Origin of the sequence: Rhodobacter lacus (assembly GCF_042683065.1) — a bacterium.
GTDB lineage: Bacteria > Pseudomonadota > Alphaproteobacteria > Rhodobacterales > Rhodobacteraceae > Rhodobacter > Rhodobacter lacus.
In genome coordinates this window covers 205,031-222,432 of the sequence record NZ_JBHUIX010000005.1, presented here as the reverse complement: position 1 = coordinate 222,432, position 17,402 = coordinate 205,031, and the positions used below count along the sequence as shown (strand labels likewise).

Here is a 17,402-nt window from a genome sequence, read left to right as displayed (position 1 = left end):
AAGGAGGGCGTGCCATGGTCGGGGCGCCACATGAGACGCAGGATGAGCCCCGGATCGGGCCCAACGCAATCCTGCAAACGATCGGTGTGCTCGACCGTCATCTGGGCCGCGCCGAGCGTGATCGGATCATGAAGCTGGCCGGGGTGCCTGTCCCCCCGGCCGACAGCGGCATGCTGCCGGAGAGCCAGTGTTTTGCGGTGCATCAGGCGTTGCGCGTCGATCAGGGCGAGGAAGCCGAGGGCCTTTTGTGGCTCTCGGGGCTTGCCACGGGCGACTATATCCTCGCCAATCGCATTCCCGGCTTTGCGAAAACGCTGATCAAGCTGCTGCCGCCCGCGCTTGGCGCGCGACTGCTGGCGGGGGCGATCACCAAACACGCCTGGACCTTCGTTGGCTCCGGGCAATTCCGGGTCGAGGGGTTCAAGCCGCTCACCTTCCGTATCGACGGCAACCCCTTGCGCGCGGAAAGCGCCGATCACCCCTCCTGCCACTGGCATGCGGCGGTGTTTCAGCGCCTTTTCTCCACGCTCGTCTGGCCCGATTGCACGGTGGAGGAGGTCTCCTGCGCCTCGGTCGGCCCCGGGCCTTGCCGCTTCGTCCTGAACCCGCAAGGCGGCACGCAGCCGCACCTTGCGCCTGTCCACTCGGGCTGAGCTTCGCGCTCGCCCGCCAAACCGGTTCGATCGACCCATGAGCGCCCCAGACAGTCTGACGACCCAACGCACCCTTCCCGAGCCGCGCGCGATGCTGCGGCTGATCAAGCCCGTGACATGGTTCCCGCCGATGTGGGCTTACCTGTGCGGTGCGGTTTCCTCGGGCGTGGCGATCTGGTCGCATTGGGGGCTTGTGCTTCTGGGCATCGTGCTCGCCGGGCCGATCGTCTGCGGCATGTCGCAGGCGGCGAATGACTGGTGTGACCGGCATGTGGACGCGATCAACGAGCCGGACCGGCCGATCCCCTCGGGGCGGATTCCGGGCTATTGGGGCCTTTACATCGCGCTCGCGATGTCGGCGCTTTCGCTCGTTGTCGGCTGGCAGCTCGGCAGCTGGGGCTTTGGCGCCACCGTGGTTGGCGTGCTCGCGGCTTGGGCCTATTCGGTCGAGCCGGTGCGGCTCAAGCGCTCGGGCTGGTGGGGGCCGGGGCTTGTTGGCATCGCCTATGAGGGGCTGCCGTGGATCACCGGCGCCGCAGTGCTGCTCGCCACCGTGGGCGCCGCGCCCACCTATCCGATCGTCGCCATGGCCACGCTTTACGCGCTTGGTGCACACGGCATCATGACGATCAACGATTTCAAGGCGATCGAGGGGGACCGCAAGCTCGGCATCCGCTCGCTGCCCGCGGTCTACGGGCCCGAAGTGGCCGCCAAGATTGCCTGCACCGTGATGGGGCTGGCGCAGGCGCTGGTCATCACCATGCTCTTCCTCTTCGGCAAGCCGTTCCATGCGGGCGCGGTCCTCGTGCTGCTTTTCGGCCAATTCTGGGCCATGTCGGTCTGGATGCGCGACCCGGAAGGCAAGGCGCCGTGGTATAACGGCACCGGCGTCGTGATGTATGTCTCGGGCATGATGATCACCGCCTTCGCGATCCGGGGCATGGTGATATGACCCTTGGCTGGCTCCAGATCTTCCGGCTGGGGCTGGTGCAGCTGTGCATCGGCGCGGTGGTGGTGCTGACCACTTCCACCTTCAACCGCCTGATGGTGGTGGAGCTGGCGCTGCCCGCGCTGTTGCCGGGCCTGCTGGTCGGGCTTCATTATGCGCTGCAGATCACCCGCCCCGCCTGGGGGCTGCGCTCCGATACCAAGGGCAACCGCACCGTCTTCGTGATCGGCGGCATGGCGGTTCTGGGTCTGGGCGCCTTTCTCGGCGCCGTGGCCATTGCCGTTCTGGCGATGAGCTTCTGGGCCGGGCTCGCGGTCGCGCTGCTGGCCTATACGCTCATCGGCTTTGGCGTCGGTGCCTCGGGCACGTCGCTGCTTGCGCTGCTGGCCTCGGCCACCGAGCCGCGCCGCCGCGCCGCCGCCGCCACCATCACTTGGCTGATGATGATCTTCGGCATTGCCGCCACCGCGGGCACGGTCGGGCACCTGCTCGACCCCTATTCGGTGGAGCGGCTCCTGTGGATCGTGGGCGCCGTCACCGCGGGGGCGCTGGTGGTCACCGCGCTCGCGGTCTGGGGGATCGAACGGCGGGTGCCCCACCCCGAACCGGAAGAGCGCCCGACCTCGCTGCGCGCGGGCCTGCGCGAGGTCTGGTCCGAGCCGCAGGCGCGCGCCTTCACGTTTTTCCTCTGCCTCTCGATGACCGCCTATTTCCTGCAAGAGCTGATCCTTGAGCCCTATGCGGGCCTCGTGTTCGGGCTCACCGCGGGCGAGACGACGAAGCTCTCGGGGGTGCAGAACGGCGGCGTTTTCGTCGGCATGCTCACCGTCGGCATCGCGCTCTCGGGTCTCAAGCTCGGCACGCTGCGGGGCTGGGTGGTGGGCGGTTGCCTTGGCTCGGCAGCGGCGATCCTCGCCGTTGCCGCGGTGGGCCAGATGCCCGGCGCGCCGATCGTGCCCGCGGTGGTGGGGCTTGGCTTTTTCAATGGCATTTTCGCCGTGGCGGCCATCGGCGCGATGATGTCGCTTGCCGGTGAGGGCCGCGCGGCGCGCGAAGGCACGCGGATGGGCCTTTGGGGCGCGGCGCAGGCCATTGCCGCGGGCTTTGGCGGCCTGCTTGGTGCGGGCGCAGCCGATGTGATGCGCCTGATCCTCCCCGAAGCCACAGCCTTCGGGATCGTTTTTGGAGCCGAAGCGCTCCTTTTCCTTGTCGCGGCCGGTATGGCGACCAATGTGGTCGCCTCCCGGGGCGCGGCGCATGTGCCCACTGTGATTGCGGGAGAATGATAATGGAATACGATGCTTTCGTGGTCGGGGGCGGTCCTTCGGGCTCCACGGCGGCCTGGGATCTGGCCCGGGCGGGTTACAAGGTGGCGCTTCTGGACCGGGCCGGGCGCATCAAGCCCTGTGGCGGCGCGATCCCGCCGCGGCTGATCCGCGATTTTGACATTCCCGACCATCTGCTGGTGGCGAAAATCACCTCGGCGCGGATGATCGCGCCCTCGGGGCGGTTTGTCGACATTCCGATCGAGAATGGCTTTGTCGGCATGGTCGACCGCGAGGATTATGACGAATGGCTGCGCGAACGCGCCCGGCAGGCGGGGGCGGAACGGCTCACCGGCACCTGGCTGCGGATCGAGCGCGACACCGGCAAAACCATCGTCGTCTACCGCGACAAGGAAAGCGGCGAAGAGCGCAAGGTGGGCGCGCGCGTGGTGATTGGTGCCGATGGCGCCAACTCGCAGGTGCGCGCGGAAGTGCCCGCGAAAAAGATCCCGCTCGTCTTTGCCTACCACGAGATCATCAAGGCCCCGACCACGGTGGCAAATTATGATCCGACGCGCTGCGACGTCTATTATGACGGGCGCATCAGCCCCGATTTTTATGGCTGGGTGTTCCCGCACGGCAAAACCGCCTCGATCGGTATGGGCACCGAGCTTCCCGATGTCAGCCTGAAGGATTGCACCGCGCTTTTGCGCGATATGTCCGGCCTTGCCGGGGAAGAAACGATCCGCAAGGAAGGCGCGCCGATCCCGCTGGAACCGCTCGATGTCTGGGACAATGGCAAGGATGTGGTGCTGGCGGGCGATGCGGCGGGGGTGGTTGCCCCCTCCTCGGGCGAGGGCATCTATTACGCCCATGCCGGTGGCCGCTTTGCCGCCGAAGCGGCGATGGCGTTTCTGAAATCGGGCAAGGCCTCGGAGCTGAAACTGGCGCGCGCGCATTTCATGAAAGAGCACGCCACCGTCTTCAAGGTGTTGCGGATGATGCAGGACAAGTATTACCACACCGACGAACGGCGCGAGCGCTTTGTGAGCCTGTGCCACGATGTTGATGTGCAGCGCATGACCTTCGAGAGCTACATGAACAAGAAGCTCACCTCGTTCCAGCCGATGAAGAACCTCAAGATCGGCTTCAAGAACCTCGCCCATCTCTCGGGCCTCGTGCCGCCGCAATGGGTGTGACGGCGATGGCGGAAGAGATGATCCCGGCCTGGGTCGATGGCGCGCTGACCCCGGTCGAAAAGATGGAAGTGCACCGCAAGGGGCTGCGCCACCTCGCCATCTCCGCCTTTGTGACGCGGGGCGACAAGGTGCTTTTGCAACAGCGCGCGCTGAGCAAATACCACACGCCGGGGCTCTGGGCGAACACCTGCTGCACCCATCCCTATTGGGGCGAGGGGGCGGCAGATTGCACCGCGCGTCGGCTGGAGCAGGAACTGGGGCTCAAGGCGCTGGATCTGCGCCATGTGGGGCAGGTCGAATATCGCGCCGATGTCGGCCCGGAGATGATCGAGCATGAGGTGGTGGAGATCTTCACCGCCGAGGCGCCCGAAGGGGTCGAGCCGGTGCCGAACCCCGATGAGGTGGCCACCACCGAATGGGTGCCGATCGACACGCTCGCCGCCCGCATCGCCGCAAACCCCGAGCGCTATACGCCGTGGCTGCAGATTTACATCGAGCGCCACCGCGAGATGATCTTTGCCCCGACCGCGGCCTGAGCGCCGCTCCCGAGCGCGTTTAACGAAAGCTTGAGCCTTCGCGCCTAAACTGGGCGCGGAGGATTTTTCATGCCCGCATCGCGTCGCTACCGGCCCCGGGTCAACCCGGAGGAAGAGTTCTCGCCGCTCCTGATCTGGGGCGGCGGCGTTGCGCTGGTGGCGGTGCTCGGGGTGCTGTTCTGGCTGCTCTGGAAGAGCCAGTTCACCGCGCCTGTCAGCTATCTTTTTGATACGCCTGACCCCGGCGCCGAGGCGGGCTATTGCCTCACCGTGGCGCAGGCGGTGGTGCCCACGGGCGCGCCGGAGGGCAGCTTGTACGACGAGGCCGCGCAATTCTGGATCAAGCGCCTGCGCGCGCTCGATATGGACATGGGCGCCGCGATTGCCCGCGGGCGCGCCAAGCTCGCGCGCGACAGCACGGCGGTGGGGGACCGCACCCCGCAATGGCGTCTCGCGGCGATGGAGCGTTGCGCGCGCCGTGCTCTCAACTACGGGGCCCGCTTCCGCGCTTTCGAGTGACGCTGCGAGAATCTTGACCCAGATCAGGGCGCGTGCGAGACTTCTGAACTATATAGTTCACAGGTCTTGAGAACAGACCACGACGCTTGGAGGAAACGTCATGAGCCGTCCCTTTACCCCCGCCCTGCCCATCACCCTGACGGCCCTGCTGCTGTGTGTGACTCTGGCCGGTTGCGCCGAAAAAATTGGCCAGTGTGAAGGCGGGGTCGATGATCTTTCGACGATGTCGAACGTGGTCGTCGATAACCCCTGCTGAGCCAAGCCCGGCGGGAAGGGCCGTGTGCCGGGGTGCCCCTTGGCACACGGTCCTTTCTGCTTTGCGCGGGGCCGCGCGAGCGCGCGTAAAGCGGCTGTAAAAGGCTTTTGTTCTCCGTAATCTGGTTGTAAATTCTCTGCAGGCAGCCGGGGGAGGGGGCATGGCGCGTTCGGCACTGACCGGCACGCGGATCCGGGAGCGTCGGCTGGCGCTGAAGCTGCGGCAGGCGGAGCTTGCGCGCCGCGTTTGCATTTCTGCTGCCTATCTCAACCTGATCGAACACAATCGCCGCCGCGTCGGCGAGGTGTTGCTTGAGAGTTTTGCCGCCGCGCTTGAGGTCGCGCCGGAGGCGCTCTCTGAAGGGGCGGAGACCGCGCTTTTCGAAGCGCTGAGAGAGGCGGCAACGGGCAGTTCCGGCGCCGAGGTGCCGGGGCCAGACGATCTGGCGGAACTGGAGCGGATCGAGGAATTCGTGGGCCGCTTTCCCGCTTGGGCGCGGGTGCTGGCGGCGCGGCAGGCGCGGGTCACGGCGCTTGAGCGCGTGGTCGAGACCTATTCCGAGCGTATGGCGCAAGACCCCTTCCTGCTTGACGGGCTCCATGAGGTGCTTTCTGCCGTGACCTCGCTGCGTTCGAGCGCTGCCATCCTTGTCGAAACGCCCGATATCGAGCCGGAATGGCAGGCGCGCTTTCTGGCCACGATCGCCGAGGAGAGCCTGCGCCTTTCCGGGGCGGCGGAAGGGCTGGTGGCCTATCTTGATGGCATCGAGACAGAAGAGGCGGGGCCTGCCGCACCGCAAGAGCAGCTTGAGGCATGGCTCGCGGGGCAAAACTGGCATCTGGCCGAGTTCGAACGCCCCGATCCGCCCGCAGCCGAGGCGGTGATCGCGCGTGCGCCCGAACTTGCCGCTTCGGCGGCGCGCGAGCTGGCCCGCGCCTATCTGGCGCAATTGCTTGCCGACACCCGCGCGCTTCCGCTCAAGCCGTTTCTTGCCGCGCTTGCGGAGCTTGGCGCAGAACCGGGGCGGCTGGCCGAGCGGCTCAACCAGCCGCTGCCGGTGGTGTTTCGCCGTCTGGCCACGTTGCCCGAGGGGCTTGCGGGCGTGCCCCCCTTCGGGCTTGTGGTGTGCGATGCCTCGGGCACGCTGATCCTGCGCCGCCCCGTTCCGGGCTTTGCGCTGCCGCGTTCTTCCGCGGGCTGCCCGCTCTGGCCGCTTTACGAGGCGTTGACCCGACCGATGCAGCCGATCCGTGCCACGCTGGATATGGCGGGCCGGTTGCCGCAACGCTTTTTGACCTACGCTTTTGCCGCGCCGCGCATGCGGAGCAGTTTTGAGGGGCCGGTGCTGATGGAGGCGATGATGCTGATCACCCCGGCCAAGGCGCAAACCCCGGGCGAGAGCCTGCGTGCGGTGGGCACCTCCTGCCGGGTCTGCCCGCGCGCGGCCTGCCCCGGGCGGCGGGAACCCTCGCTGATGGCGCTGCGCTGAAACGCCCCTTTCCGGCGGCCCCGCGCCGGATTTGACAGCGCGGGGGCAAGCGTGAATAGAATGGGCCCGGGGGAGGCGGAGCGATGACACAAAGGCAAGTGCTGCTGGTGGAGGACGAGCCGAACATCGCGGAGGCGATCCGGTTCATTCTGACGCGCGCGGGCTGGACGGTGGCGGTGGAGCCCTCCGGGCACCGGGCGATGGCGCGGATCTCGGAGGACCGCCCGAATGCGGTGATCCTCGATCTGATGCTGCCGGGCCGCTCGGGGCTTGAAATCCTTGCGGAGTTGCGCGCCGATGCCGGGCTTGCGGCGACGCCGGTGCTGATGCTCACCGCGCGCGGTCAGGGCCGCGACCGGGAGGCGGCGACCGCCGCGGGCGCCACCGCCTTTCTGGCCAAGCCCTTCGCCAATGCCGATCTGCTCGCCGCGCTGGAGGCGATGGCCGGGGCTGAGCCTGTCAGCGGGCCGCGCGGCTGATGGCGCGCAAGGCCACGCCGCTGTTTCTGGCGCGCCGCTCCTACCGGCGCCATCGGCTGATGGATGCCGCGCGGCTGTTGCCGATCCTTGGTCTGGTGCTGATCTTCCTGCCGGGGCTCTGGCATCCGCATGGCGCGGGCCGCGCGGAAACCGCCTCGGCGCTGATCTACCTTTTTGGCACCTGGGCGGTGCTGATCGCGCTCGCCGCGGCGCTCGCCCGCGGGCTGGCGCCCGCGCTCGATGCCGAGGATGAAGCCGAGGGCAGCGTGCCCCGGGACGAAGGGACCAGCTAGGCGATGCCCTTCAACACGCTCGTCGCGGTCTCGCTCGTCTATGTGCTGTTTCTCTTCCTCGTCGCCTTCATCGCCGAGCGTCGCGCCCGCCGGGGCCGGTTGCGCTTTCTCTACAGCCCCTGGGTCTATACACTCTCGCTGTCGATCTATTGCACCGCGTGGACCTTTTATGGTGCGGTGGGCTCGGCGGCGCGTTCGGGGCTGGAGTTCCTCACCATCTACCTTGGGCCAACGCTGGTGTTCATCGGCTGGTGGTGGGTGCTGCGCAAACTGGTGCGGATCGGGCGGACCCAGCGCGTCACCTCGATTGCGGATCTGATTTCAAGCCGTTACGGCAAATCCAACCTGCTTGGCGTGATCGTTACGCTGATGTCGGTTGCCGCCGCCACGCCCTATATCGCGCTGCAACTGCAATCGGTGACGCTGAGTTTTGGCGTTTTTGCCGCCGATACGCCGCAATTCTGGGAACAGCCGAGCCAATCCGCCGCGGCGCTCTGGATCGCGGGGGGGCTGGCGCTGTTCACCATCCTTTTCGGCACCCGCAACCTTGATGCGAACGAGCGCCATCATGGGGTCGTCACCGCCGTTGCGCTCGAAGCAATCGTCAAGCTTGTGGCGTTGGTCGCGGTGGGCATCTGGGTGGTCTGGGGGCTGGCCGATGGCGTGGGGGATATGCTCGCGCGGATCGATGCCTCCGCGCTCGCCACGTGGCAACTGGAACCGGGCCGCTTTGCCGGGCTCACCTTCGTCTCTGCCGCTGCCGTGCTCACCTTGCCGCGCATGTTTCAGGTGCTGGTGGTGGAAAATACCGACGAGCGCCACCTTGTCACCGCAAGCTGGGCCTTTCCGGCCTATCTGCTGCTGATGAGCCTCTTTGTCGTGCCGATTGCGGTGATCGGGCTCGAGCGTGCGGTGCCGGGCGCAAACCCCGATCTCTTCGTGCTGACGCTGCCGCTCTCGGAAGGCTGGGGGCGGCTCGCCCTTCTGGCCTTTCTGGGCGGCTTTTCTTCCGCCACCTCGATGGTGATTGTCGCCGCGATTGCGCTCTCCACCATGGTCTCGAACCATATCGTCACGCCGCTCTGGCTCGCGCTCTCGCGCGGCCCGGCCGAGCGCGGCGATGTGCGCGGCCTTGTCTTGATGAGCCGGCGCCTCTCCATCGCCGCGGTGCTGGCGATGGGCTATGGTTATTACCGGCTTTCGGGCGGCTCCGAGGCGCTGGCGGCGATCGGGTTCATCGCCTTTATCGGGGCCGCGCAGGTTTTGCCCGCGCTGATCGGCGGCATCTTCTGGCGCGGGGCCACCCATACCGGTGCGGCGGCGGGGTTGATCATCGGCTTTGCGATCTGGCTCTATGCGCTTTTCCTGCCCTCGGTGGGCGAAACCGGGCTGATTTCGGCCAAGCTGATGGCCGAAGGGCCGTTTGGTCTGGGCTGGCTGCGCCCGCAGGCTTTGTTCGGCATTGAGGGGCTCGACCCGCTGATTCATGCGCTGGTCTGGAGCCTCATGCTCAACACCTTGGCGTTTTTGGTCTTTTCGATGCTTTCCTTCCCCGGCCCGGTGGAACGGCTGCAGGGCGTGGCCTTTGTCAACGTGTTCGAGGGGCGCTCGGGCGCGCGCGGCTGGTCGCGCGGGCAGGCGGAGGCGGAAGACCTGCTGTCGATGGCGCAGCGCATCCTTGGCGCGCAGGAGGCGCAGCTCTTCTTTCAGGCGCAGGCGGCAGGGCAGGGGATGCGCGGCTTCCTGCCCGAGCCCTCGCCCGACTTTCTGGCCGCGCTTGAGCGCAAGCTTGCGGGCTCGGTCGGCGCCGCCACCGCCCATGCGATGATCTCTCAACTCATCGGCGGCGCGGCGGTGAGCGTTGAAGATCTGATCGCGGTGGCAAGCGAAGCCCAAGAGATCAAGGAATATTCCGCCCAGCTTGAAGCGCAGTCGGACGAGCTGGCGCGCACCGCCCGCGCGCTGCGCGCCGCAAACGAAAAGCTCACCTCGCTTTCGGTGCAAAAGGACGCCTTTCTGGGCCAGATCAGCCATGAGCTGCGCACCCCCATGACCTCGATCCGCGCCTTTTCCGAGATCTTGATGGAGCCCGATCTGCCCGAGCCCGTGCGCGCCCAATATGCCGAGATCATCCACGAAGAGGCGCGGCGGCTGACCCGGCTTCTGGATGATCTGATCGACCTCGCCGTGCTGGAAAACCGCAAGGTCAACCTCAATATCTCGGTTGCGAACCTGCATGATCTGATCAACCGCGCCGTCCATGCCGCCTCCTCCACCCGGCCGGAACGCGCCTTCCGCTACGAGCGCGACTTTCCGACCGAGCATATGGCGGTGTTCACCGATACCGATCGGCTGGTGCAGGTTTTCATCAACCTGATCGCCAATGCGCGGAAATATTGCGATGCCGAGGCGGCGGTTTTGCGTATCGAGGTGAAGCGGCGCATGAACCGGGTGCAGATCGACTTCATCGACAATGGCGCGGGCATCGCGAAGCCGCAGCAGGGGCTGATCTTCGAGAAATTCGCGCGCCTGACGGACACATCCAAGGCCGGGGGCGCCGGGCTCGGCCTTGCGATCTGCCGCGAGATCATGGCCAATCTGGGCGGCACGATCGACTATTTGCCGGGGCAGGGGGGGGCGGCCTTCCGCATTGTCTTGCCGCTGCGGCGACGCGAGGGCGACCCGGGCGACGCCGCGTGAGCACCTGAAAAGAGTGAAGAATTTCCTGCCCGTCTCAACCATTTGTAAACCTTGATCTGCGATTCCTTGACCGTTGGATCGGGCAAGGGCAGCTTTAAGGTATGACGGAAGAACGGCTTCAGACAGTGATGCGACGCAAGGCGGAGGCGGGGCGGCCCGCGTCCGACGGCTCTCCGCTGACGGCCGAACGGGCGATTGTCCAGGCGGTCTCGAAAGTCGCGCAGGATATGTTTACCCTTCCTGTTCAAACCCTTGGCATTACGGAGAGCCGTCGCACGCTCGCCGATCTGCCCGAGGCGCTCGAACCGCTTTCGCTGATCGCCATCATCGAAGGCCCCGATGAAGGGCTGGGAATCATCGCGCTCCCGCCCGAGACGCTTTCGGTTCTCATCGAGATGCAGACGATGGGCAGCCTTGCAAAAACCGCGCCGCCCGCGCGCAAGCCCACCCGGATTGATGCCTCGATGGTGGTGGATTACCTCGATACGGTTCTGGCCATGATCGAGGAAACGCTCGCCGAGACCGAGGCGGTGATCTGGGCCGGGGGGTTCCGTTATGCCTCCTATCTGGATGATCCGCGCCCGCTGGGCCTGTTGCTGGAGGATGTGGGCTACCGGCTGTGGCAGGTCGAGCTTGGCTTTGGACCCGGGTTCGAGCGCAAGGGCAAGCTGCTCTGGGCGGTTCCGGTCAACGGGCGCGGCCATGCGCTGCGCCGTCTGCCCGGAAGCGATGCCGAAGAGGGGGCCGTCATGACCCCGGCGGATGGCGAGGCAGAATGGCACACGCGGCTCGAAACCTCCGTGCTTGGCGCCTCGGCCGTGATCGAGGCGGTGCTGCATCGTGTTACCCTGCCGCTTTCGGCGGTGATGCAACTGCGCCCGGGCATGAGCCTCCCGGTTCCGACCGATGCGCTGGAAAACCTCACGCTCGAAGGCGTGGGCAAACGCCGCCTGTCGGCGGCACGCCTTGGCCAGCATCGCGGCATGCGTGCGGTGCGCCTGAGCGAAGAAGAAAACAGCGGCATGTTTGATCTCGACACCAGCACGCCCAAGGTGCGCCGCGTGGTGCCGCAGCCCTTCGAGCCGGGCGAGAGCCCGTTTGCGGGCAAGCCCGCGGCGGCCGCGCCGCTCGGTCCGCTCGACCGGATCGACTCCCCCGCCTATGACCCCGAGCCCGGGGCAGAGGGTCTTGGCGGCTTTGGCGGGTTTGACGGCGGTGCTGATCTGGGCGGTCTGGGTGGCCTTGACGGTCTGGGCGGCCTTGGGGGCGAAACCGGTGATCTGGGCGGGCTCGGAGGTCTGGGTGGCCTTGGCGGGCTCGATCCCGAGGGCGAAACCGGTGGCCTGCCGCCGCTGAAAATCGGGTCGAGCATGTAACGCGCCACGGCGCTCTCCCGATGGTTGACCTGTATCAAGGCGCTGCGGCGCCTTTGGTGTTTTCATGCACCGATCCGGGAGCGCGCCATGACCTCTGCCGCCGCAACATCTCTCGAGGCCCGCCGGGCAGAGCTTCTGGCCCGCAAGGCGCAGCTTGCTGCACGGCTTGACCAGATTTCCGGCGAGTTCGAGGACCATGACGCGCGCGACTGGGAAGAGATGGCGACCGAGCGCGAGACGGATGAAGTGCTTGAAGATCTTGGTGCCGCCGCGGAGCGCGAGTTGCGCATGATCGAGGCGGCGCTCGCGCGGATTGAGGCGGGCGACTATGGCTATTGCGTTCAATGCGGCGAAAAGATCTCTGAGGAGCGGCTCGACCTGATCCCGGCGACGCCTTTCTGTGCCGCCCACGCAGACCCGCGAAACACCCGAAAATCCTGATCTTGCAGCAGTTTTGCCAAGGGTTTCCCTTGCGGCCTCGGGGCCTGCCCGCGTAAGTTGTGCAAAACGGAGGCGGTATGGCGCGAAAGGTTGGGGTGCAGCGGCAGGAGGGCGTGGCCATCGTCCACCTGGGCGGTCTGGCGCCGCAGGAGAGGGCTGCGCCGCCATCGGGCTTTGAGGCCGAGTTGCGGGCCGCGCTCGACACCACGCTGACCAAGGTCTTTGCGCTGCCCGATCTCAAGGCCGTGGTGCTGCGCGGCTGGCCTGTGGCTGCCGATCCGGCGCTCGATTACGCGCCCGCATCCGCAGGCGTGCCCAGTCTGGCCGATTTGAGCGCGCGCATCGCTGCCGCGCCGGTGCCGGTGGTGGCGGTGCTCACCGGGCAGATTTCGGGCGGGGCGCTCGCGCTTTCGCAGGCGGCGGGGCTGAGGCTTGCGCTGCCGTCCACACAATTCCTCTTTCCCGAACCGGCTTTGGGCCTGATCCCGGCGGCGGGTGGCACGGTGCGGCTTGCGCGGCGCGCGGGCGGTGCTGCGGTGCTTGAGGCGCTGCTGTCGCCGCGCCCGTTGACGGCAGAGGCGGCGATGCGGCTTGGCCTTTGTGATGCGCTGGTCTCGGAAGGCGCCATCGAGAGCACGGCGCTCGCCGAGGCCCTGCGGGTGGCCGAACAGGCCACGCCGTTCCGGCCACAGGAGGCGGCGTTCGAGGCCTCGGGGCCCGCGCTTGATGCGTTGACCGCGGCGCGGGGGCGGCTTGCGTCAGGGCAACCGGCGGATTGGCTGGCACGCCTCGTCGAGGTGCTGGAGGCGGCGCTGTTGTTGCCTTTGCCCGCCGCGCTTGATGTCGAGGCGGTCGCCTATGACGATCTCTGCGCAAGCCCGGCCTCGGCGGCGCTGCGCCATCTGGCGCGGGCGCGCCGACTGGCGCAGGGGCTTGCGGGGCCGGGGGCAGAGGTCACGCCGGTGCGGCGCGTGTCGCGGCTCGCGCTCTGGAACCCCTCCGAGCGGCAGTTGCTGGCGCTGGTCGGGCGTGGGCTCGAAGTGCAGTTTGGGGCCTCCAGCGCGCCCCGGCTGGAGGCCTTGCTGACCGCGGTGGCGCAGGCGCAGGAGGCCGCGCTCGCCTCCGGGCGGATTGATGCGGCGCGGCGCGAGGCGGATTGGGCGCGGCTTGAGCCGGTGGCGGCGCCGGAAGATTTCGAGCCCGCCGATCTTCTGATCGCGGTGCCCTCGGAGGCCTCGGAACTGGTCGCCTTGCGCGGCGCGCGCAATCCGGCGGTGCCGCTGGTGCTGGCCGGGGCGATGCCGGGGCCAACGGAAATCGGGCTTGATCGCGCGCCGGGGCTTGCGATCCTGTGGCCGGGCGGGCCGGAGCAGATTGGCGAGCTGCCGCGCCTTGCGGCGGTTTTGCGCGCCGATGGCACGCTTGTGGTGGCGGGCACGGCGCTGGCGCTGCGGCTTGAGGCGGCCTGGATCGCGGCGGCAGAGCGCGCTGTGCTCGCGGGCGCAAGTCCGGCCGAGGTTGACGGAGCGTTGAAAGCGTGGGGCTTTGCCGAGGGCCCCTTCGCCCGGGTCGATGCGCTCGGGATTGCCACGGTGCAGGCGCGGCTTGCGGTGGCCGGGCGCCAGGGACGGGCACTGATGGCCGCGCTTGCGGATACCGGTCGCACGGGCCGCGCGGCGGGGGCGGGTGTTTTCGATTATGCCGCGGGCGGTGTGGCGCAACCGCGTGCCGGCGAGGCAAACTGGCTTGCTGCGCTTCGCCTTGCGGAGGGGATCACCGCCGTGCGGCTCTCGGCGGCAGAGATCGTTGCGCGGGTGCTGGCAGAGCTGGCGGGCGAGGGGGCTGCGGCGCTCCAGACCGGGCGCGCTTACCGGGCCGAGGATATCGACCTTGTCGCGGTGGCGGCGCTTGGCATTGCGCCGGTGCGGGGCGGGCCGATGTTCGAGGCCGACCGGATCGGCGCGCTCGCGCTGCGCAAGCGGTTGCGCGCGCTCATTGCAGAGGGCGCGCCCCTGCCCTCGCCGCTGCTGGATCTGTTGATCCGGGACGGGCGCGGCTTCATCGCGCCGCAGGCGCCGTCCGTCACTGCAAGGTGATGCCGAGCACCACCATCATCAATCCGATCGCCGAGACGAACAGCGCACCGAGGTTGAGGGCCACCACCCGGCGCAGCCGCTCGCGCAGCGCGGCATCGTCAAGTCCCGCGCCCTTTGCCTTGGCGATCAGCGTCGCGCAATAGAGGATCCCCACGAGACCCACGAGCGACACAACCGCCCCGATCCAGATCAGTATCTCCATCCCGTCCTCCGCTTTCGTCCGGGCTACAGGCAAGCGCCGGGCTTGGCAAGCCCGCCGGTTGTCCCATCCCGCCCGGCCTCGCGCCCCGTGCAAAGCTTGAAGGCGGCGGGGGGCTGCGTTAGGGAGGGGCTTCACCGCCAGCGAGGATCCCATGCCCAACGACGCCTATAATGTTGCCGCCGATGAGCTGCGCCAGTTCATCGAGCAATACGAGCATCTCGAAGCCGAGAAGAAGGACATCACCGAGCAACAGAAAGACGTGATGAGCGAGGCTAAGGCGCGCGGCTATGACACCAAGGTGATGAAAAAGATCATCGCCATGCGCAAGCGCGACAAGAACGATATCGCCGAGGAAGAGGCGATCATGGACATTTACAAGGCCGCGCTCGGCATGGTTTGAGCCGGCCCGCGATAATGTTGCAAAAAGATAGTTTCGGGGCGTGTGACTGGCCCCGAAACCAGTCTTATGTTGAAGAATTGAAAGCCGCTTTGGCGGCGACAGGCGCTCCGCGACGTCTTTGGTTCTCCCGCACTCAGGCCCCTGAGGGGGCATGGCGCCGCGCGCAATGTTCGATATACGAAATTGAGGCCGCGCCATAAGGTCGAGAGCCGGGGCAAATGTTGCAAAAGGGAGGGCTCAGGGGCGCAGCACAGTCACCCCGGGCATCTGCGCGATCAGGGCAACGTCTTCCTCATAGGCGGCGCCGATCCGGGCCACCAGCGCTTCGGTCCAGCCCGGCAGCGGCAGATCCGCTTCCATCGCCTCGGGCCGGGCGAATTTCTCGAGAAAGGCGCGCAGAACCTTGCGCCGCTGTTCTGCCGAGAGCGGCGGATGGTTCGCCACATAGGCGCGCAGCCGCTTCACCCCTTCGAGCTCCATCAGGTCTTCCACCAGCGCCAGTTCTCCGGCCAGCACCGCTTCCTCGGGCAGGTCCGCAAGGCTCCGCAAAAGCTCGGGAAAGAGCAGCGGCAGGTCTTCGTTGCACCAGAGCGTCAGCGTGGCGCCGCAGCGCCCCGCCACTTCGGCCATGCGCGCGATCACCGGCCCCCAGCGCAGCGCCTCGGGGGCATGCCCGGCGAGCATGTCATCAAGATCGCGTCCGGGCTGGCGGGCATGGAGCGCGGCAATCAGAACCGCCGGGTTGATCAGCCCGAGATGGAACGCGACGGTCTCGCCCGGAAACAGATTGGCCAGCGGCGCGAGCTTGTCGGCCGCCGCAGGATAGAGCCCGGCAGGCCCGATCGCGCGATCGGGAAGGGCAAGGAAATTCTCGTAGCTGAACACCAGCCGCGCGACCGGGCCCGGAGCGCCGGTGGTGCAGGCGTCGCGCAGGGTCTTTTGCGTCTCCGGGTCGGCCGGGCGCCCCTTGAGGGCGATCAATGCCTCGCGCAGCGCCTTGCGATAGGCGCCGGGGGCGGGGGCATGGGAGGCGGCGCTGGCCATTGCCTCGGGATTGGCCGCGAGCGTGCGGATCAACCGCTCCTCGTCAGTGGCGTGAGCGCCAAGATGAAACACCAGATGCATGATGCGGCCTCCTCGCGCAACCATAGCGAGGGGCCCTGACGGAGGCAAACCGGTTGTGGCGTCATGCGTCTCGGGCTTGCGCGGCCCGATGGGGGAGGGTATTTCAACGACGGGGCCGGCGTAGCTCAGCTGGTAGAGCGTCTGATTTGTAATCAGGGGGTCGGGGGTTCGAGTCCCTCTGTCGGCACCAAAATACCAAACATTTTCAGCCTCTTGCAGGCGGCGTTCCGATCTTCGGAAGTGGCGAGGAAGCCGTATGCAAAGGCGTTTCAGCGACTCATGTAAGCCGACAAAATACCCGGGTACGACCGAGGTAATCCGGGAACAGCTGGGAAAAGCCGGGAGCAGGCGATAAGTGACGGAAATTGCAGCGCTTTTCCGGTGCGGCGACGGGGCAGGCGCCGCTGAACTTTGCACTCGTGACGGGCAGCAGGTCTCCCACAATAACCGTTCTGGGCCCGATCCCGCGCGCGCAGGTGCTTCTGCAACGCCTCATGAAACACGGTAAAAGGCCGATTTTCCGGGCATTTTGCGGTTCAGCGGCGCGTTGGCCTTGCGGGTACCTTTGCACTTTTTGCGGCTATCGCGAATGATGTGTAAAGTTGCTCTAAATCAATATGTTGAGCCATTATCGCAAGTGCCCTGGGCAGACCTTCCGCGATCCGGCCAGGCGAAGCGGGTAGAACACCGCGCCGCCATCGACTGGCTGGCCGCGCCAATGGCTGCCGTTTCGGATCGGTCGCACCGGGTTCCAGATTTCCGCTGTGGCGAGCCATCATGATCCGCGCGAAGACGCCATTGTCACTCCAGCGCTTCCAGCGGTTGTTGAGGGGCTTGGCCGGGCCGTATTCGTTGGGCGCATCACACCAGCGCAAGCCATTGCTATTGATGAAGATTGTGCCGCTCAAAACGCGCGGATCATCGACGCGGGGCTTGCCATGGCTCTTCGGAAAGAACGGCTTCAGACGCTCCATTTGCGCCTCGGTCAGCCAGTAAAGATTGCTCATAGATCAGGTCTCCTTGCGCAGCCTGAATCACGCCAAAGCCCTGAAATCAATGGGTCTGGAGCCTAACAAGGAGTTCCTATGAAGAACGCGACACAGACCAAGATCATCTTTCGGACCTCGTGCGCGTTGCGCGACCGTCGCAAGGCCGTTGCCCGTGCGAACGGTCGCACCATGACGGGCGAGCTGAACCACATGCTACGCCGCGCTGTTGGTTCGGAGCGCGAATGATGGAAACGAACGCAGCCGATCCGGGGGCTTCGCCCGGCCCCACGAAAGCCCCTGACATGAAGGACAGCTTTAGTTGGGCCAAAAAACTGATCAGGGAAGCCCCAAAACCCAAGGGGTTCTCTGTAACCGCCGCGAAGCGGGCAAGGCGACGCGGCCAGAGCGCTCTGGCGCCCGCGCGCCCGCGCGCTT

The 17,402-nt window shown here is 66.8% G+C and carries 18 protein-coding genes, 1 tRNA gene and 1 pseudogene; 17 read left to right on the top strand and 3 right to left on the bottom strand.

Annotated elements, in window-relative coordinates; genetic code table 11:
- Window positions 1–14 precede the first annotated feature (14 nt).
- The 14 genes from bchJ (at window position 15) to ACFSM0_RS06110 (ending at window position 14,251) form a co-directional block, all read left to right on the top strand.
- A complete protein-coding gene (gene bchJ, locus ACFSM0_RS06175; protein ID WP_377388364.1) occupies window positions 15–653 on the top strand; it encodes a bacteriochlorophyll 4-vinyl reductase in 639 nt (212 codons plus the stop codon).
- Window positions 654–690: 37 nt separating this feature from the next.
- Entirely contained in the window at window positions 691–1,605 is a 915-nt protein-coding gene (chlG, locus tag ACFSM0_RS06170) for a chlorophyll synthase ChlG (RefSeq protein ID WP_377388362.1), read from the top strand.
- Window positions 1,602–2,888, top strand: coding sequence for a BCD family MFS transporter (locus ACFSM0_RS06165; protein ID WP_377388360.1), 1,287 nt, complete (start codon window positions 1,602–1,604; stop codon window positions 2,886–2,888). Before chlG ends, ACFSM0_RS06165 begins: the two co-directional genes overlap by 4 nt.
- A 2-nt stretch (window positions 2,889–2,890) precedes the next feature.
- Window positions 2,891–4,066, top strand: a complete 1,176-nt coding sequence (locus ACFSM0_RS06160; protein WP_377388358.1) for a geranylgeranyl diphosphate reductase — start codon at window positions 2,891–2,893, stop codon at window positions 4,064–4,066.
- A 5-nt stretch (window positions 4,067–4,071) separates the two neighbouring features.
- Complete coding sequence (gene idi, locus ACFSM0_RS06155) at window positions 4,072–4,602, top strand: isopentenyl-diphosphate Delta-isomerase (protein ID WP_377388356.1); 531 nt, start codon at window positions 4,072–4,074, stop codon at window positions 4,600–4,602.
- Between the two features lie 69 nt (window positions 4,603–4,671).
- Window positions 4,672–5,121, top strand: a complete 450-nt coding sequence (locus ACFSM0_RS06150; RefSeq protein WP_377388354.1) for a hypothetical protein — start codon at window positions 4,672–4,674, stop codon at window positions 5,119–5,121.
- 100 nt (window positions 5,122–5,221) lie between these two features.
- On the top strand, window positions 5,222–5,377 hold the full coding sequence (locus tag ACFSM0_RS06145) for a hypothetical protein (RefSeq protein WP_377388352.1): 156 nt from the start codon (window positions 5,222–5,224) through the stop codon (window positions 5,375–5,377).
- A gap of 160 nt (window positions 5,378–5,537) precedes the next feature.
- Window positions 5,538–6,866 (top strand): short-chain fatty acyl-CoA regulator family protein, encoded by a 1,329-nt coding sequence (locus ACFSM0_RS06140; protein WP_377388350.1) that lies wholly within the window; start codon window positions 5,538–5,540, stop codon window positions 6,864–6,866.
- Window positions 6,867–6,949: 83 nt separating this feature from the next.
- Window positions 6,950–7,345, top strand: a complete 396-nt coding sequence (locus ACFSM0_RS06135) for a response regulator transcription factor (protein ID WP_377388348.1) — start codon at window positions 6,950–6,952, stop codon at window positions 7,343–7,345.
- On the top strand, window positions 7,345–7,638 hold the full coding sequence (locus ACFSM0_RS06130; RefSeq protein WP_377388346.1) for a hypothetical protein: 294 nt from the start codon (window positions 7,345–7,347) through the stop codon (window positions 7,636–7,638). Before ACFSM0_RS06135 ends, ACFSM0_RS06130 begins: the two co-directional genes overlap by 1 nt.
- Window positions 7,639–7,641: 3 nt before the next feature.
- Window positions 7,642–10,338 carry an ATP-binding protein gene (locus tag ACFSM0_RS06125; protein ID WP_377388344.1) on the top strand — a complete coding sequence of 899 codons (2,697 nt, stop codon included), beginning with the start codon at window positions 7,642–7,644 and terminating at the stop codon, window positions 10,336–10,338.
- Between the two features lie 128 nt (window positions 10,339–10,466).
- Window positions 10,467–11,714 carry a FliM/FliN family flagellar motor switch protein gene (locus ACFSM0_RS06120; RefSeq protein WP_377388342.1) on the top strand — a complete coding sequence of 416 codons (1,248 nt, stop codon included), beginning with the start codon at window positions 10,467–10,469 and terminating at the stop codon, window positions 11,712–11,714.
- An 87-nt stretch (window positions 11,715–11,801) separates the two neighbouring features.
- On the top strand, window positions 11,802–12,155 hold the full coding sequence (locus ACFSM0_RS06115; RefSeq protein ID WP_377388340.1) for a TraR/DksA family transcriptional regulator: 354 nt from the start codon (window positions 11,802–11,804) through the stop codon (window positions 12,153–12,155).
- 77 nt (window positions 12,156–12,232) lie between these two features.
- Window positions 12,233–14,251 carry an enoyl-CoA hydratase-related protein gene (locus ACFSM0_RS06110; RefSeq protein ID WP_377388338.1) on the top strand — a complete coding sequence of 673 codons (2,019 nt, stop codon included), beginning with the start codon at window positions 12,233–12,235 and terminating at the stop codon, window positions 14,249–14,251.
- Here the strand turns inward: ACFSM0_RS06110 and ACFSM0_RS06105 are convergent.
- Entirely contained in the window at window positions 14,238–14,453 is a 216-nt protein-coding gene (locus ACFSM0_RS06105) for a hypothetical protein (RefSeq protein ID WP_377388336.1), read from the bottom strand. The genes ACFSM0_RS06110 and ACFSM0_RS06105 overlap by 14 nt on opposite strands.
- A 151-nt stretch (window positions 14,454–14,604) precedes the next feature.
- Here ACFSM0_RS06105 and ACFSM0_RS06100 point away from each other — a divergent pair, with 151 nt between their 5' ends.
- A complete protein-coding gene (locus ACFSM0_RS06100; RefSeq protein WP_377388334.1) occupies window positions 14,605–14,853 on the top strand; it encodes a DUF2312 domain-containing protein in 249 nt (82 codons plus the stop codon).
- A gap of 237 nt (window positions 14,854–15,090) precedes the next feature.
- Here ACFSM0_RS06100 and ACFSM0_RS06095 read toward each other — a convergent pair whose 3' ends face one another.
- Window positions 15,091–15,978, bottom strand: coding sequence for a hypothetical protein (locus ACFSM0_RS06095; protein ID WP_377388332.1), 888 nt, complete (start codon window positions 15,976–15,978; stop codon window positions 15,091–15,093).
- Window positions 15,979–16,092: 114 nt separating this feature from the next.
- On the opposite strand from ACFSM0_RS06095, the gene ACFSM0_RS06090 reads away from it, so the two are divergent.
- Window positions 16,093–16,168, top strand: a tRNA-Thr gene (locus tag ACFSM0_RS06090).
- 583 nt (window positions 16,169–16,751) lie between these two features.
- Here the strand turns inward: ACFSM0_RS06090 and ACFSM0_RS06085 are convergent.
- Window positions 16,752–16,985 (bottom strand): annotated as a pseudogene (locus ACFSM0_RS06085) (transposase); the annotation flags it as partial.
- 78 nt (window positions 16,986–17,063) lie between these two features.
- Here ACFSM0_RS06085 and ACFSM0_RS06080 point away from each other — a divergent pair.
- Entirely contained in the window at window positions 17,064–17,213 is a 150-nt protein-coding gene (locus ACFSM0_RS06080; RefSeq protein ID WP_377388330.1) for a hypothetical protein, read from the top strand.
- The last annotated feature ends 189 nt before the right edge of the window (window positions 17,214–17,402 follow it).

What these genes read in the sequence shown, in the direction of transcription:
- ACFSM0_RS06140 (WP_377388350.1), top strand. Translation starts at nt 5,538, where the DNA reads ATGGCGCGTTCGGCACTGACCGGCACGCGGATCCGGGAGCGTCGGCTG.
- ACFSM0_RS06135 (WP_377388348.1), top strand. Translation starts at nt 6,950, where the DNA reads ATGACACAAAGGCAAGTGCTGCTGGTGGAGGACGAGCCGAACATCGCG.
- ACFSM0_RS06145 (WP_377388352.1), top strand. Translation starts at nt 5,222, where the DNA reads ATGAGCCGTCCCTTTACCCCCGCCCTGCCCATCACCCTGACGGCCCTG.
- ACFSM0_RS06110 (WP_377388338.1), top strand. Translation starts at nt 12,233, where the DNA reads ATGGCGCGAAAGGTTGGGGTGCAGCGGCAGGAGGGCGTGGCCATCGTC.
- ACFSM0_RS06160 (WP_377388358.1), top strand. Translation starts at nt 2,891, where the DNA reads ATGGAATACGATGCTTTCGTGGTCGGGGGCGGTCCTTCGGGCTCCACG.
- ACFSM0_RS06165 (WP_377388360.1), top strand. Translation starts at nt 1,602, where the DNA reads ATGACCCTTGGCTGGCTCCAGATCTTCCGGCTGGGGCTGGTGCAGCTG.
- bchJ (WP_377388364.1), top strand. Translation starts at nt 15, where the DNA reads ATGGTCGGGGCGCCACATGAGACGCAGGATGAGCCCCGGATCGGGCCC.
- ACFSM0_RS06080 (WP_377388330.1), top strand. Translation starts at nt 17,064, where the DNA reads ATGAAGAACGCGACACAGACCAAGATCATCTTTCGGACCTCGTGCGCG.
- chlG (WP_377388362.1), top strand. Translation starts at nt 691, where the DNA reads ATGAGCGCCCCAGACAGTCTGACGACCCAACGCACCCTTCCCGAGCCG.
- ACFSM0_RS06125 (WP_377388344.1), top strand. Translation starts at nt 7,642, where the DNA reads ATGCCCTTCAACACGCTCGTCGCGGTCTCGCTCGTCTATGTGCTGTTT.
- idi (WP_377388356.1), top strand. Translation starts at nt 4,072, where the DNA reads ATGGCGGAAGAGATGATCCCGGCCTGGGTCGATGGCGCGCTGACCCCG.
- ACFSM0_RS06130 (WP_377388346.1), top strand. Translation starts at nt 7,345, where the DNA reads ATGGCGCGCAAGGCCACGCCGCTGTTTCTGGCGCGCCGCTCCTACCGG.
- ACFSM0_RS06095 (WP_377388332.1), bottom strand. Translation starts at nt 15,978, where the DNA reads ATGCATCTGGTGTTTCATCTTGGCGCTCACGCCACTGACGAGGAGCGG.
- ACFSM0_RS06150 (WP_377388354.1), top strand. Translation starts at nt 4,672, where the DNA reads ATGCCCGCATCGCGTCGCTACCGGCCCCGGGTCAACCCGGAGGAAGAG.
- ACFSM0_RS06100 (WP_377388334.1), top strand. Translation starts at nt 14,605, where the DNA reads ATGCCCAACGACGCCTATAATGTTGCCGCCGATGAGCTGCGCCAGTTC.
- ACFSM0_RS06115 (WP_377388340.1), top strand. Translation starts at nt 11,802, where the DNA reads ATGACCTCTGCCGCCGCAACATCTCTCGAGGCCCGCCGGGCAGAGCTT.
- ACFSM0_RS06120 (WP_377388342.1), top strand. Translation starts at nt 10,467, where the DNA reads ATGCGACGCAAGGCGGAGGCGGGGCGGCCCGCGTCCGACGGCTCTCCG.
- ACFSM0_RS06105 (WP_377388336.1), bottom strand. Translation starts at nt 14,453, where the DNA reads ATGGAGATACTGATCTGGATCGGGGCGGTTGTGTCGCTCGTGGGTCTC.